The organism is Candidatus Cloacimonadota bacterium, from assembly GCA_012522635.1.
Taxonomy (GTDB): domain Bacteria; phylum Cloacimonadota; class Cloacimonadia; order Cloacimonadales; family Cloacimonadaceae; genus Syntrophosphaera.
In genome coordinates, this window is record JAAYKA010000047.1 from 1 (window position 1) to 16,252 (window position 16,252).

The following is a 16,252-nucleotide window of genomic DNA, read 5'->3' on the forward strand; positions in this document are numbered from 1 at the left end:
CATTGAAACCCCAAATTTTAACGCTGTCTCCACTACTATTTCTTTTGTAGGGCCCAGCTTCAGCTCATTTAATAATTCTAGCACCAACACTTATATCGATTTTCTGTATATTAACAAATCCTCTAGTAACGCCTCTGTTACTTATAGTGGCGTAGGAATGACTGTGCCCAGTATTTTTATCGCAGACCAAAATAAGCTCTTAATTGCTTCCAGCGGCACCATCGTAACCAAGTATATCACGGATGCCAACACCGGCTCTTCAACCGATTACGGTCTGAAATGTAACTCCGGCACGATTGAATTTAGCTTGCCCGGTCAAGCAGAATTAAACCTTAATGGACCAGGCAATTATTTCAATAACATGACAGTAAACAACGAGGAAGGCTTAAGAGAAACTCAATACCTTACAGGTCCCGCAGTGGTAGTGAAAGGTGACTTTAACCTATTAAGTGGAGCAGAACTCACATTTTTCGTTTTGGAAGTGGGTGGAGACTGGACAAATTTGACCGGCGACCCTGATATTTATCCGCATAATGTTTGGTTCACCGGGAAAACCTCAGATACCACAATTAAAAACAATCAAAACTTCTCTATTGTTAGCATTGATACAGGCGACTATGCTCTGAGTTTTGCCAGTGGGGTTGAAGTAAGATGCCATAGCATATACGTCCACTCTGGCGGAGTTGATATGGATACAAACGCCCACTTCATCGTTGAATTGAGTACTTCGGGCTCTTATGGCAACTGGTCGCTGTCTCACCCCGAAGGAAAGATTACTATCGGAAGTGTGTACGATCCTTTTTATAAACATCTGAATATTTCTGCCGGAACCTTGACCTTGCCGGATGGTTATTTCCACTTGGATTCTGGTTCAACCGCTGTCATGTCCGGTGGAACGATAGTTTGTAAAAATATATATATTTTTTCCTACGATTCTGATTTTCAACCCACAGGGGGAACGGTGAAGTTAGTCAGCGAAGGGCATGTAAGTTTGGTTGATCTTAGTGTCCAAGACGGAAGCTGGCTTCCTGACCTCATTGTCCAGGCAGATATAGGCACTACTTATCGTTTGCGAAATGACCTCACCATTAAGGGGGATTTTATCCTGGAAAGCGGTGAGTTCAGTGTTTTAGACCCATATTCAGGTGACTTTCACACCATGTATGTGGCAGGAAACTGGATAAACAACTCTGGTCATGACAACTTCCTTGAAGGCGAGGGAGCTGTGGTGTTCAATGGTTCCGGATTACAAACCTGCACAAACAGCGAAGAATTCTACACCCTCGAAGTGAACAAACCAGAAGACTCCGTTTTCCGCGTCGAAAGCCTAATTCCAGACGAATACGTATATATAAACTGCGAAAATTACGATTGGACTGCCGGCGTGGTGGAAGTAAAGGATCTGGGTGTTTTATCCATCAACAAGGTTCTAAACCCAAACATCATGGGCTCTTTCTGGTGCCACACGGATGGCGAGATAAATATCACCGCGCCAAACATTTCTTTGGACGGTGAAATTCATTTGCATGGTGGAGAGATAAGTATCACTGCAACAGGCAATGGCGCCAATAAGTGGATAGCCGGTGAGGTTGAGATTACGGAAGGCAGGCTGATATACACCAACTACGACCTTTGGATTCCCTCCAATAGTCTGATGACAACAAACATTTCAGGTGGAACAATTGAAATTGCAGGTGGTTTTTCATGCCAAGCAGATAACTTTAATCCCAGCGGCGGCTCTATTATTATAGTGGGAGATGGAGATTTAGTATTGGATATATCTTCCACAAACAACCTGCACAATCTGATTATCGATTTGGCTGAGCCAGGCTCATCTTTGGAAATTGCTAATCCCTATTACTCGGTTCTTTGCAACGGAAATATCGACATCAATCAAGGTTATTTGATTATTGCAGGCATTCTTCATTGCATGGCCGACATCAATGTGAACGCTGACGGCACGCTGGATATGCCAAGCTCAGCTTCACTCAAAATGAATGATTCCAGTACGATTAACATTAATGATGGAGGTTCTTTCAAATCCAACGGGGTCCAAGGCTCCCCAGCCGCTGTCACTGGTTTAGCCTCGAACCACTACTATAATTTCAATGTTCACTCGGGTGGTAAATTTGAAGCAACCCAGACCAAGTTTGAAAATTTGGGAACAGACGGTCTCTATTTTGAATCGGGCTCGAACTGTGTTCAATTATCAAACAGCAGCTTCAGTACCGGGATACAAAACGGCACGCTCATCACCATTGATAACGAACAAAATCTAACTTGGGACAGCATCCAGTTTCCTCGTCGCCCAGCAGCTTATCAAAACTATAGAAACGTACGCAAAAGCCTGAACCAGGGGAGCGTCATCTTCACAAATTACTACGGTGTTTTCAGCGGCGCCGCTTATGAAGATGATCTCCATGGTCTCATTTTCTGGACTGGCTCCGATGTTGACTTCATTGTCGACCGTATCATTATTACGCAAAGTGATGAATATGTTTGCGGAATTAGAACTTCCTCCGCCCGCGTAAAAAATATTGGAACTCAAGACTATGTGGGCGACATCAGAGTGGATTTTTATCCAAATTCTCTCTCAGCTCCAGCGGCAGGAACCCAGGGAAGCTCTCATGGCTTCATAAGCAACCTGGAAGCGGGAAAAACAAAATTTGTCAGCTTCCCCCAAATGAGCACGGATATTGCCGGAACCTGGACTGCCTGGGCGCGGGTGGATACGCACAACGATATAGTTGAAACCGACGAAACCAACAACCTCAGCGAGCCGCAAACAACCACCTGGAGTCCTCTGCCGCCGGTCGGCGATATTCAGATTTCAAAACATTCAGATTTGCAGGCACTGATGGCTTGGGATTACGGCACCCCCTACAGCCGTTTCAAGATTTGGGCAAACGATGATCCAAACTTCCCGCCCCAAAGCACGGTGCTGCTTCACACTGTGGATTCAACACCCGAAGTGTCCAAATCCACACTTGTTGATTTATCCCCCCAAAAAAGGTTTTTCAGAATAACCGCGGAAAGGGATTTACCTGATCTTCAGTAAAAACAAAAAAGTGTTAAAAGAAAGCGGGAGCAAAGGTCTCCCGCTTTTTTTGTTCAAGCTTGATAAAGCGCGTGCCAATCACGCTTTCAGAAATTTGCTCTCTTTCACTTCTTGCCCCAAAGACCTTATCCCAATCCGAAACCTTAGCCCGGTGATGACGGCTGCCAGTCCATCCGCGAAAGGCGCCGCGAAAAGCAGGCCATCCAAACCCCAAAGCCTTGAAAACACGATAATGGCGGGAATGAGCAGCAACACCTGTCTGGTGAGGGTGAGCGTCATGGCGGAAAGCGGACGCCCAATGGCTTGGAAGAAGTTTGCCCCCAAAATCTGGAACCCCACCACAGGCAGCATCCAAAACCAGGTTTTCAGGGCGTAGCTGCCAAGTTTCAGCAGTTCCGACTCGCGGTTAAACATTGACACAATCTGGGTTGGAAATAGGCGTGTGAGCATCCAGCCTACCACCACAATGATGGTGGCGACTGTCATGGCCTGCCTTTCAGCTTGTTTTATGCGGTCATATTTGCGGGCGCCAAAGTTGAAGCTGATGATGGTCTGCAAACCCTGGTTCAAACCCGTGATGGGCATCAACAGGATGGTTTGCACACTGTTCACAATGCCCATGGCGGAAATGGCAATGTCTCCCCCATGCTTAAAAAGGCTTTGATTTAAAATAACGTGCAAAACGCTGTTGGTACTCTGCAAAACAAAGCTGGGCGTTCCCAGAGCCGCGATGCGGCGAACGTTGCTCCAGCGCAGCTTCATCAGCCTGAATTGAATCCTGTGCCGGTTCTTTTTGCGCAAAAAGTTTCCCACCACCCAGGTCATGGAAACAGCCTGCGAGATGATGGTCGCCCAAGCCGCGCCTGCTATCCCCATTTTGAATCCAAAAATAAAGATGGGGTCCAGAATGATGTTTGTGCCCGCGCCTGCGAACATGGTTATCATTGCCAGATTCGGCTTTCCGTTGGCTCGCATCATGTGGTTCATCCCCAGGCTGGTCATGTGGAACATCGAGCCAAAGAAGATGATGCGCATATAGTCCATCGCGTAGGGCAACACATTTTCACTGGCGCCAAAGAGGCGTAGAAGCGGTTTATGGAACGAGATGCCGAAAAGCATGAACAAAAATCCGCTGATGAGCAGCAGCGCGAAGGTGTTGCCCAAAATCCCGTCTGCCTCCTCCAGCTTTTTCTCACCCAGTTTGATGGCGAAAAGCGTGGCGCCGCCGATGCCGAAAAGCAGCGCTATGGCAAGCTGTAAAATCATGATGGGAAAGCCAATCGTGATGCCCGCCAGACCCTGGGAGCCGATATCCGGAGCATTTCCGATGTAGATGCGGTCCACAACGTTGTAGAGCGCGCTCACCATCATTCCGACAATGGCTGGAATGGAAAATTCGCGCAATAACACGGAGGTTTTTTCCACTCCCAAAGGATTTTCGTAAACTTCCGTGGTGCCCTGGCTATCTACTTTTTTATCTATTGTATTCAAATCTTTTTAACCTTGGATTATTCTCGTCTCATGGCTGAAACACGATTGTTTGTCAAACTTTTTGTCAAGCCTCCCTATAGTGAAAATCAAGGGATTTCATGAGTAATACTCCACTTTTTTTGGGCTGCGCCATCCGGTCAAGCGCTTTTTTTCAATTTCCACTCTTCATGACAGGATTGTTTTCCTTTTAAAAATAAAGACTTCGCTTCTTTGGGTGTCCCAAATCTTGACCCGCCCTTGACTCTGACACAAGAGTAACTGCCTGATGCCTCTCGAACATCCCTATTCTTTCAGGGGATGATAATGAAGTATACCAAAGTTACTGCCGAGCCAGGGTCAAGGGCGAATCAGAGTGGCTTATGGACGGAAAAGCCAAATTGTGGTTGACGAAAAACGAGGTGTCTTGAATTTTAGGCTTGGAAAGGAAGACAAGGATGAACGAGTTTTTTCGTAGATTGCATAACTTTAAGCGGGGCTTGAATCTGCAGGTCATCATGCGCGCCTTGATGGTGGCGGTGGTGTGCCTCGTTGTGGCTCTTCACGCCTACTATTTGGTGTGGCTGAACAGCCCGGCGCAATCTCCCCTGCTGGTTTGGCTGAACTATTTTTTGCGGGTTTTTGCCGCCGGCGCCATTGTTTTCCTCATCTATCATGCCTTCAGGGCTTTTTTTGACAATCGTCTCACAGCGCGTTGGCTGGACCACCAGACCCCGCATGAAGACGATCTCTATCAAAACCTCTTTGAGCTGAATCAGCAACAGGAAGACGAAGGGGTTCTGGAACTTTTGGCTCAACAGGCCCAGAAGCGGTTGGAAGGCTCCAAATACAAGCTGCCACGTCTCTTTGGGCCCAATCAGTGGTTCATTTTGCTGTTCATTTTGGTGGGGATTGTGAGCGTTTGGGCTCTTTCCTGGGACGATTTTCGCTATGCCATGAAACAATTCAAGGGTATGAAAGCCGAAGCCATCCAATATAAATCCACCATCGAGCTCAGCCCTGGAAATGTGACCCTGGGTAAGGGTCAACAGCTCATCATCAAGGTTTTGAACCCGGATAAACGCTTGAAACACAGGCTGTTCTACCGCTGGGACAAACAGTGGCGGGAATTGGTTTTGACCGATTTTTCCTACAACTTTCCCGCTTTGGAAAACACCATCGAATACTACGTTGAAAACGAGGTGGCGAAAAGCCCGGTTTACAAGGCGGTCTGCCTGGATGAGCCTTTCGCGCGGAATTGGGGATTGCTCTATAAATATCCCAGCCATACCGGCTTGGGAGAACGCAGAGACAGCCTCAGTTATGGCAACATCGAGGCTTATAAACATACCCAGGTAATCCTTTCCCTGGATACGAATATCCCGGTGGAAAGCGCGGTGATGCGTTTTTCCGACGGCAGTTCCCAAAATATGCAAAAAGCGGGAGAAAACCGGTTCAGTACCAGGTTAACCGTTATCAATTCCAAGACCTGGTGGCTGGAGCTCACGGACTTTTTGGGCAGAAAATCCAAGCCGGAAGAAAAGACGATTAACGTGATTCCAGACAACGTTCCCGAGGTGAATATCATCTTCCCCGGAGAAGACACGCTTTTGGACCAAAGCCTGCTCTTGCCGCTGATTATCACCGCCAGTGATGATTTTGGTTTGCGCGACCTGAGCCTGCATTATCAGATAAACGACAAACCCGCCCAATCCAAGTTGCTCAGTTCGCTCATCACATCCAAGCTTTTCACTCTGGATTATGTGTTTGACCTGAAACCTTATGGGCTTTTGCCCGGAGACGCGGTCACCTATTGGGCTCAGGTGCATGACAATTCCCCAGACCGCCAGAGCGCGCAATCCGCGAAATACAAGGCTCGCTATCCCACCATCGCCGAGATTTATCAGGAAATGGAGCGTCAGGAAAAACTGCGGGCGGGAGATTTGGAATCGGCGCTGCAGGAATCCCGTGACCTGCAAAAGGATTTTGAACAAAAACGCCGGGAACTTTTGAATAAAGATGAGATAAAGTGGGAGGATAAAAAACAACTGGAGCAGATGCTGGATACCCAACAGCAACTGAGCCAACAGGTTGAAGACGTTGCCGAGGACTATCAAAAGCTGATTGACCGTCTGCAGAAAAACGACGCCATCTCCCAGGAAACCATGGATAAAATGCAGCGTATCCAAGAGCTGATGCAGGAAATCAGCACGGAAGAACTGCATGAGGCGATGAGTAAATTTGAACAGGCTTTGATGCAACTCAATCCCGAAGAGCTGCGTAAAGCCATGGAAAACATGAAGTTCTCCATGGATGATTTCAGTAAAAAGATTGATCAGACCCTCCAGCTTTTGGAAAGCATCAAAAAAGAACAGGCTCTGGAAAAAGCTCTGCAGATTGCCCAGGAAATGGAAAAAGCCCAAAGCTCGCTTCAAGACAAAACCGGCAATATGAAAGAGGATGCTCAAAGTCTGGCGCGGGAACAGGAAAATATCGCCAAAAAACTGGATGACCTGCAAAAGGCGCTGGATGAAGCGGATAAACTTTTGGATTCAAGCAAAGACAAACAATTGAAACAGGAGATGAAAGAGCTGAAGCAGGATATGAAAAATGGTCAGCTTCAGAAACACATGCAGCAAAGCCAGCAACAGCTCCAGCAAAATCAGCGTTCCCAATCCAGCCAGTCCCAATCCAAAGCCTTGGAAAAGATGAGACAATACACCAAACGCCTGGGTGAAATGAAAAACAGCATGGGCGGTGGAAGCATGCAGGAAGTGAGTTCCGCGATGCAAAAAGCCATCCGCGAGCTGTTAATCTTTTCCAAACAGCATGAAACGCTGCGAGGCCGTTTTGGCGGTGACCCCTACATTATTGTGAACGACCTCATCGCTCAATATGAAGGCTTGCAAGTCTCTTTGAACCGTCTTTTCAGCGTTCCGCAGGTGACGATGTTTCTGCCTCCCAAGTTTTATATGGACCTCACGGACACAAACAAGGGTTATCGTGATATATTCATAAATGTTTCCGAAATGCAGTATAACCAGATTCCCCAACAACTGGAGGTCATCCAAAAGGGCTTGAACCTGATGGTTTACGACCTCATGCAGACCCTGAACAACCCCAGCGCGGGCTCTGGAAGCGGCTCTGGAATGCAATCTTTGATGCAGATGCTGAGTCAGATGAGTGAGGAACAGATGGCGATGAGTATCCTTTCAGAACAACTGATGATGCAATTGCAACAACAGGGCGGAAGGATGGACGCCGGGATGCAGCGCCAGGTTCAAAAACTAGCTGCCGACCAGGAACGTCTGGCGGAAAACCTGAAGCGGGCTTTGCAAAACAATCCCGAAGCCCAAAAACAGGGGAATGCCATCAAGCAAATCATCGAGGAAGCCGAAGCCGTGGCTCGTCAACTGCGCAACAACCAACTTTCCCAAGACCTCTTGCGACGCCAGGAAAACATCATTTCGCGCCTTTTGGATGCCCAGCGTTCCATCAACAAGCGCGAACACAGCGAACGCCGCCAGGCTGAAAGCGGTGACCCTTCCCTGCGTCAGGCTCCAGCGGATGTGAATTATGAAGCCCTGCGCCGCAAAGCGATGTTGGAGGATTCATATCGCTCCTTCCCGCCCGCGTATCAACAGGTTATCCTGAAATATCTGAAGCTGCTCAACGAATGAAAAAGCTTTTAATTCTTTTGCCGCTCTTGTTTTTGGTGCTGCCCATCCTGGCTCAATACAACGAACGCGATATCCTGAGCCAACAAGCCTATCAACATCTGGGACAGCGCCAGTATGCCGAGGCGGAAAAGCTGTTTTTGGAGATTTTGGAGAAGTTTCCAGACGATTCAAACAGCGTGTTTCAGCTTCTGAGCATCTATTTTCAAACCGCTCAGACGGATAAGGCGGACAATCTTTTAAGCAAACACAGGCGAATTTTGCCCGTGAACCAAGCCAGCGAACAGGAAATCCTTTTGCGGGTGATGCAGGGCAGGCCAGATGACGCTTGGCAACTGAGTCAGGCGCATTTGCAAAGATTGGGTTACGCGGAAAATACCTATCGGCTTATTGCGTCTTATTTTGAACGGCGTGGGTTTTATGACCGGGTTTTGGAGCTTTATCAGGAGGCGCGCGAAAAGCGAAATAACCCTGAACTATTTAGGCTGGAAATGGCGAACGCGGCGCTGAACTATCGCCGCTTTGACCTCGCCCTGCAGGAATATCTCACGTTTTTGCAAAAGAACCCCGGCAATCTCTTTTTTGTGAACAATCAATGTAAAACCATATTAACAGAGGACCCCGGCAGTATCGACGCCATTGGGGATTTTGCGCAGAGAAGCTCAAGCCCCATCATTCTTGAACTTTACGCCAACGCGCTGGTTTCCCAAAAAAGGGAGGCGGAAGCTTTGGAAGTGTTTAAATCCCTGCCTCAGGACAGGCTTTTGAACTTCGCAGACCAGCAGTATAAAGCTTTTAACGACGACGTGGCGCTGGCGTCATTTGCCTGGCTTGAGCAAATCAGCCAGGATGTGGTGGACCGTAATGACTACCGGTTTCGCCAAGCGCTGATCCATTTTCGCAACTCTCACCATGTTGAAACCGACAGCCTGCTGCGGGCTGTGGTGACGGATTCGCTGATGTTGGACCGGAAGAACTACCAACGCAAGGGCATCAACCTGAACGCGCGCCGATTGATGGCGGATAATCTGCTGGCGCTGCAACTTGACACCCAGGAAGCGGCATATTGGTATGGCGAAGCGCGTCGGTTTTGCTCCACCGCCTATGACCTTCAAAACATCGACCTGGCGCTAATCCGGCTCATGATGATTGATGAGGAGTATGAAAAAGCCTTGAAAAAACTGGATGAAATCAGCGAGGTTCGACACTTGGAAACACGGGATTACCTGCGTTTCAACGTGGAACTGCTCAGCGGAAACATCGAGGTGGCGGACAGCCTGATGAACGAATATGTAATCCGGTATCCCGGTGGGGTTTACGTGAATGACGCCATCTATTTCATGATGTTCAGTTTGGGGCTGGAAGCCGAACCCTTGGAAAACTTCCACAAAGCCATCCGCCAGATGATGTTGAGTGACCCCGCGGCGGTGGAAACCTTGCTGGAAGTATTTGAGGATTCCCAGGATGAGGAGATTTTGAGCCTGGCGATTGAATGGGCCATTATGCTGGCTGAAAACCAGAGGGCAGCGCAGCTCTTGGACAGGGAGTGGGAAGATTCGCTCAGCGCGGAATATGCCGCCTATTTGAAACTTACCCTCAGCGAGGGTGAAAGCGCCCAACGCCTGGCGCGGGAATTTCTGAAGGAAAACCCAAACAGTATATTTTCCCCAAAATTCAGGCAGGACTTGGGGCGCAGCAGCTATGGCCGCCCTGAATACTAAACATTATACCATGGAAAAAGGGATATAAAATGTACAAGGAACAATACAGCTTCAACATCGAGCGCTATATGAAGCTTGAGCGCTTCGAGCGCTTTCGGCGCTTTGCCGAAACCCAGGAAAGCCCGCTTCTAATCGTGGATTTGGATATCATCAAAGAAAAATATCAGGAATTGGTGGGAGGATTTCCAAATTTGCAAGTTTATTATGCCATGAAAGCCAACCCCATGGATGAGGTGATTTTGCTGTTGGACTCCCTGGGTTCAAACTTTGATGTGGCTTCGGTTTTCGAGCTTGACCAGCTTCTGCGGCTGGGGATTTCGCCGGAAAGAATGAGCTTTGGAAACACAATCAAGAAAGCCCGGGACATCCGCTATTTTTATGAAAAAGGCGTGAAATTGTATGTTACAGACAGCAAAAACGACCTGCTCAATATCGCTGAAAACGCCCCGGGGTCAAAGGTTTATTATCGTCTGCTGACGGAGGGAACCGGTGCCGACTGGCCGCTTACCAGAAAGTTTGGCGCTCACCCGGATGTGATTTACAACCTCATTCTCAAAACCCCGAAGCTGGGACTCATCCCCTGGGGGGTTTCCTTCCACGTTGGTTCGCAACAGCGCGACATCGGTCAGTGGGACGATGCCATTGCCCGCACCAAATATCTCTATGACGCGGTTTTGGAAGAAGGAATCGAGCTTCAGATGATTAATTTGGGCGGCGGTTATCCCGCCAGCTATGTGGACCCATCCCTGTCCATCAAAGATTATAACAGGGAAATCTATCGTTTTATCCAGGAAGACTTTGGCGACCATATCCCTCAGATTGTGATGGAGCCTGGGCGCTCGCTGGTCGCGGATGCCGGGGTCATGGTTGCGGAAATTGTTAATATCGCCACCAAGGCAAAGAACAACCTCTATAAATGGGTGTTTTTGGATGTGGGAAAATTTGGCGGTTTGATTGAAACCATCGATGAATCCATCAAGTTTCCCATCTATTTTCAGCGGGAAGGTCTTGCCGACGAGATTATCCTGGCGGGTCCCACCTGCGACAGCATGGATATCATGTATGAAAACTACAAATATCAAATGCCGGAAAACACCAAACCTGGTGACCGCATCTATATTTTCACCACCGGCGCTTATACCCGAAGCTATTCCTCGGTGAATTTTAATGGCTTCCCACCCCTGCGCGCGGTGACGCTTCCCAAAAAGTAAATCAGAAAATTGAGGAAAAACATGGAACGCCTGCCTTTTGAAACCCTTAAACGCTTTATGCAGAATGTTTTCACCCGTATCGGGGTGCCGGAAGAGGATGCCCAAATCTGCGCGGATATCCTCATCACCAGCGACCTGAGAGGAATCGAATCACACGGCATCGGCCGCCTGAAAATGTATTATGACCGCATCCGGGCTGGGATTCAGAATCCCCTCACAGAGATTGAAGTTTTGCGGGATAAATATGCCACCGCGGTTTGGAGCGGAAATCACGGCATGGGACACGTTGTGGGCCATCGAGCCATGCAAAACGCCATCAAAAAAGCGGGGAAATATGGCCTGGGAGCCGTGGCGGTGCGAGATTCCACCCATTTTGGCATTTGTGGATATTACGCTAAAATGGCGTGTGACGCGGATATGATTGGCCTGATTTTTTCCAACGCGCGTCCCTCGGTCTGCCCCACCCATGGTGTTCAGCCGCTTTTGGGCACGAATCCAATTTGTTTCGGCGCGCCCACAAACCTCGATTTCCCTTTTATTTATGATGCCGCCACCTCCATCAGCCAGAGGGGAAAAATCGAACAGTTTGCCCGTGAAGAAAAACCAACGCCCGCCGGCTGGGCAATTGATTTGGAGGGAAATTCACACACTGATACCGAACGCCTGTTGGTGGATTTGGTGCGACAAACGGCGTCACTTCTGCCCATCGGTGGAAATGATGAGCTCAGCGGCGGTCACAAGGGCTATGGGCTTTCCACGATGGTGGAAATCCTCTGCGCCGCCTTGCAAAATGGCAGCTTCATGAACCAGCTTTTGGGCAAGGATAAAGATGGAAAACCCGCGCCCTATCGCCTGGGACATTTTTTCCTCGCCATAAACATCGACTTTTTCACCGAGCTGGATGATTTCAAAAAAACCAGCGCGCCATCTGTCGGGAACTGCAAAACTCACGCAAGATGCCGGGACACGAACGTATTTGGGTGGCAGGCGAAAAGGAATATGAAAACGAGTTGGAAGTGAGGCGGCTGGGTGTGCCCATCACCCCCCGCCTGCGCAAAGATATCGATATCATGAGCGATGAACTGGGCTTGAAATTGGATTAGCCTCTAAAAAACAAGACCGGAAATATATCAAAAACCGGATGGAGCCTTTGATTTGGATTCCATCCGGTTTCTTTTAAGTATGAACTTTTATTTAATCAAGGTCAGCTTGATGGTGCGCGTTTCCTTTTTGCTCTGGATGCGAGCGAAATAGATTCCGCTTCCCACGCCGCGACCATTGTCGTCCCGACCGTCCCAGCGCAAAACGTGGTTACCGCCGCTCAGTTTTCCTTTCTGCAGGGTTCTGACCTTCTGGCCGCGCAGGTTGTAGATGTTCAAATCAATATCATCGCCGACAGCCAGATTGAAGGCGATTCTCACGTCAGGATTGAAGGGATTGGGATAGGCTGAAAAACCTGAAATGGGGCTCAGCACGAGGTCGTCCACACCCACGGTGAAATTTCTCAAGAGGATGTAGCCAGTGTGTATTCCCGATTCAGGCGGCGTCCAGACAATCGGCTCCGTGCCGTTCCAATAGTGGGGTTCATCGTTCATTACCAACACAAACTGCCAATCATCCTCGCCCCCAGTGCTTTCAAAATGGAAATGATGTGGCTCGGTTGTGGCGGCCTGCAGCTTGATGTTGAAAAACATTTCCTGGTCTGCTTCGGTGAAAGGAACGCGATATTCGCTGAAAAGCTCCTGGGTCACCAAGCCATTTTCCGCGTCAGCAAAATGGAGCCAAACGGCTGAATGTCCCGCTACAGGTGGATTTGGCGCGCGGGGATAATCCAATCTGGGGTCCAGCCCCTCTGTGGCAAAACGGTGTAAACCAAGTTCCAGGCTTCCCGGAATCGCATTATCGAGACTCATTTTAAGAGTGTAATCCGCGGGTGGCAAGAGCATCGCTGGTCCGCTGAAAAATGGATAAAAACGAATCTGAGGCATCAGTTCCATCGTGCCGTTATAATGCAGTAAAAAACCTTCCCAAGGCTCAATCTGTTGGACAAGCTCATAATCCCCATCACGGAACACAAAAACCCCCGGAGAAACCAAATCATGCGCCAAAACTTCGCTGAAAAGATAGTGCTGACCGCCCAGGGCAAAACTCAGGTCCTCCAAGCGGTAGCTGCAAAGATGCGGGTTGGGGATGAAATTCCAACCGGGATGCAGGTCATGAAACCAGGTGGTTTTCTGAATCGCGTCGATGCTGCTGAAAAAGCTCACATCGTCGCTTTGAACCCAATTTGCGGTATTAAATTCAAACCCGTCGGAGGGAACCCAATCTCCCGAGGGACCCATTTCCCAGCCGAGAGAAGGACCGAAAATCTCATCGAAACTCAGTATTCTATTCGGCCAGGGGTTCGATCGCATTTTCAATCCAGGCTCGTTGTATGCTAAAATCATCTTGGGTAAAATGGAAAAGCGGTAATTTGATACATAACGGCTCACAACCCCGTCCACCGAGGTGATTTCAACCACAAAACGGCAATCCTGCATCTCTTCGATGGCGTAGGGCAGATTCCAGGTGTAGCTGCTTTGGGTGGAGGGAATGTTGTTCGAAAGAACGATGCTGTCGGTGGCACAAACCACACGGATTTCGCAATGCTCAATCAGGAACGGATATTGATAGTTCCAAAGAAAGCTCACGTTGTCGCCGCCCTGATAAACCATGTTGTCTTTCGAGCCAATGATGGTTCGCGGCTGCAGATTCCCCCAAAACAGGGTCATCTGCCTGACTGTGGAACTGGTGTTATTGAATTCATACGGAGATTCCAGCAGGTTATGGTAAGTGGAACCATCCAGAAGATAAAGCTTTTCGGTGCGGTTAAAATCGTCTGAAGCCGTGATTCTCAGGGTTCCGGTTTGGTTGCTGCGGGTGCGAACAACAAGGCTTTTCATCTGCGAATCGGTGTCGAAATACCCCAGAACTTCCCTGCCCAGTTGAGTGCCATTATTGCCCCAGCCCGCTTCCCAAAAAGCAATCCACACGTGGGCGGAAGTGCCGGGATTTGATTTTGTCTGGTCCCAATAGTTGTCCTGTCCATCCGTGGCGTAGGGATTGCAGCCAAAAAAGGCTTCGTCGCTCAATGTTTCGCTGACGTTTTGGATTTTCAGGCTGTGGATGGGCAGAGGCATCGCCCCGACTGGATAGTTGTGGAAAAACTCACCGCCGCCGGTGTTGGTGCTGCTAATCATATAGCTGTAATCCACGCCGAATTCCACCTCTGTATCCCACCATTCAAAGCTCGACCCGGTGGGGTTGGAGAGGCTGGGATTGTTTTGCCAGGAATCCCGCAGGTTATAGTTTCCCGCTCCATCCCGGCGATAAATTTTGAAGCCCTGGTTTTGCATCTGGCCGTTCACGTTCCAATACAGGCGCACCTCACCATCCAAGCCCCAAGCCCAAAAATTGGTCACGTTGGCAGGCGCCAAAACGGTGTTTACCTCGTTTGATAACCCGGAAATATTGTCGTTCTTGTCGCGAGCCCGGATGGAAAAATGGTAGGGGCTGGAATTTGAAAGACCTGTGACGGTCACCATCTCGCAATCCGGTGAGGCTAGCAGAGCTGTGTTTTCCCTGTCCCAAATCTGATAGTTGTTTTCACCAATGGCTTCGGTGGCATACAGGATTTCATAGCTGTCAAAATCATAACCGTGGCTTTTTTCCCAGGAAAGGGTCACGGTGGTGAGGGATTGATTGTGCACCTGCAAATTTTGCGGAACTGGAGGCGTGTAGCCATCGTTCATGGCAAACATATCCGCCAGGATGGGCTCCAAATCCTCAATCCAGCGTCCATAATACTCGATGAAGCGGGTGAAAAGATTTTCCATGTCCCAGGTTCTGCTGGCGGCGTCATAACCGTAGAACCAGTGGTAGTTATGCTCTGTTTCCTCATAACAATTCGGCAATTCGTCCATTTCCAGATGGAAAAATGGGTCGTAAACATCATACTGATTCGTTCCCGCCTGGGTGTAAATCATGTGCAGGTTTTGAACGTAGGCGGGCAGGTCAATCTCGTTGTTCACTGAATAGCTGTGTTCGCCATCGTCGAAAATGAAATCGTAAAGCTGGTAGTTGACGCTGTAAAAATCGTTCAGATACACATCTTCATGATAGCCGATGGTATTGGCGGGAATCATGAGATGCTGTCCCATATTGATTAAATCGCGCTTCAGTGGGGAAAGATCCCGGATGGGCAGAGTGGGACAGGGACGCGGATTTCCCGCCGAAATCTGACAATTCGCATAGCCTTGATGCCGGTTCCAGTCATAGGAGTGAATCTGAGCGGAAAATTCGAGCTGGCCAAATTTGTCCCTGATGGTATCGGCGGATTTCTTGTAGATGGTGTTGAAGGGATGGGCGGGATTGCGTAAAGCGTCGGAAAGCGATTTGGCGTTTGTGTATGTCCCCACATTTGTCCAGCGGACTTCCCTGCAAGCGCCGTTAATCATCAGCCAACTGGCGTCCCAGGTTTTCAGAGCTTCATAGCCCATGGCGGGGGTGGGAAAGTCGTCACAGGGATGCGGAACGGTCACAATGATGGGTCTGCTGGCGTTGGGATTGTAGATGAAAACTCCCCAGCCATAGGTGAAGGCGCCAAACTCATCGTCGTAGGGGTCAAGCGGTGTGCCGTTGTCGTCGTGAAAGGACATATCCGGAATCTCACGCAGGATGTAGAAAGTGCGGTTCAGGTCGGTGCAATTGAATTGAACAATCTCGTAAGGCGCTTCATGGTCGTCGATGACGGCCTGGGCTCCATCAAAATCCTCAGCCATAAATAAATCAGCCATATTCCCCCACCAAAGCAAGTCGCTCGTTGTGGGCAGGCGAAAATCGCCAAAACCGTTGGTCTGCCTGTCGTAGGGCGCGTAGAGATTATAATTCGGGATGGCTATCCCCTCCGCGATGTGTGAAATCCAATTGTCATATGCGCAGGCGGGCTCCGAGCCCATCAGGAAATTGCGCAGAGACCCGGTTTCCACCGGTATCGCAACTGCCCAAACTGCCAACACCAGAAGCGTAAATATCAAAACTAACTTTTTCATGTTTTCATCCCCGTCAAAGCGGTTTTCA

6 protein-coding genes and 1 pseudogene are annotated in these 16,252 nt (G+C 49.0%); 5 read left to right on the forward strand and 2 right to left on the reverse strand.

The window, feature by feature from the left end; translation table 11 throughout:
* Window positions 1–3,058, forward strand: a 3,058-nt coding sequence (locus GX135_02885; GenBank protein ID NLN85037.1) for a hypothetical protein, incomplete at its 5' end; no start/stop codon positions are given.
* Between the two features lie 78 nt (window positions 3,059–3,136).
* Here GX135_02885 and GX135_02890 read toward each other — a convergent pair.
* A complete protein-coding gene (locus GX135_02890) occupies window positions 3,137–4,429 on the reverse strand; it encodes an MATE family efflux transporter (GenBank protein ID NLN85038.1) in 1,293 nt (430 codons plus the stop codon).
* A 554-nt stretch (window positions 4,430–4,983) separates the two neighbouring features.
* Between GX135_02890 and GX135_02895 the strand changes: the two genes are divergently transcribed.
* The 4 genes and pseudogenes from GX135_02895 to GX135_02910 all read left to right on the forward strand — a co-directional run bounded on the left by GX135_02895 (window position 4,984) and on the right by GX135_02910 (window position 12,237).
* Entirely contained in the window at window positions 4,984–8,205 is a 3,222-nt protein-coding gene (locus tag GX135_02895) for a hypothetical protein (GenBank protein ID NLN85039.1), read from the forward strand.
* The gene (locus tag GX135_02900; GenBank protein NLN85040.1) at window positions 8,202–9,923 is read left to right on the forward strand and encodes a hypothetical protein; all 1,722 of its coding nucleotides are present in this window, start codon (window positions 8,202–8,204) and stop codon (window positions 9,921–9,923) included. Before GX135_02895 ends, GX135_02900 begins: the two co-directional genes overlap by 4 nt.
* 29 nt (window positions 9,924–9,952) lie before the next feature.
* The gene (locus GX135_02905; protein NLN85041.1) at window positions 9,953–11,134 is read left to right on the forward strand and encodes a type III PLP-dependent enzyme; all 1,182 of its coding nucleotides are present in this window, start codon (window positions 9,953–9,955) and stop codon (window positions 11,132–11,134) included.
* A gap of 21 nt (window positions 11,135–11,155) precedes the next feature.
* Window positions 11,156–12,237, forward strand: a pseudogene (locus GX135_02910) (Ldh family oxidoreductase).
* Between the two features lie 87 nt (window positions 12,238–12,324).
* On the opposite strand, the gene GX135_02915 reads toward GX135_02910, so the two are convergent.
* Window positions 12,325–16,224 (reverse strand): T9SS type A sorting domain-containing protein, encoded by a 3,900-nt coding sequence (locus GX135_02915; GenBank protein NLN85042.1) that lies wholly within the window; start codon window positions 16,222–16,224, stop codon window positions 12,325–12,327.
* Window positions 16,225–16,252: the final 28 nt, after the last annotated feature.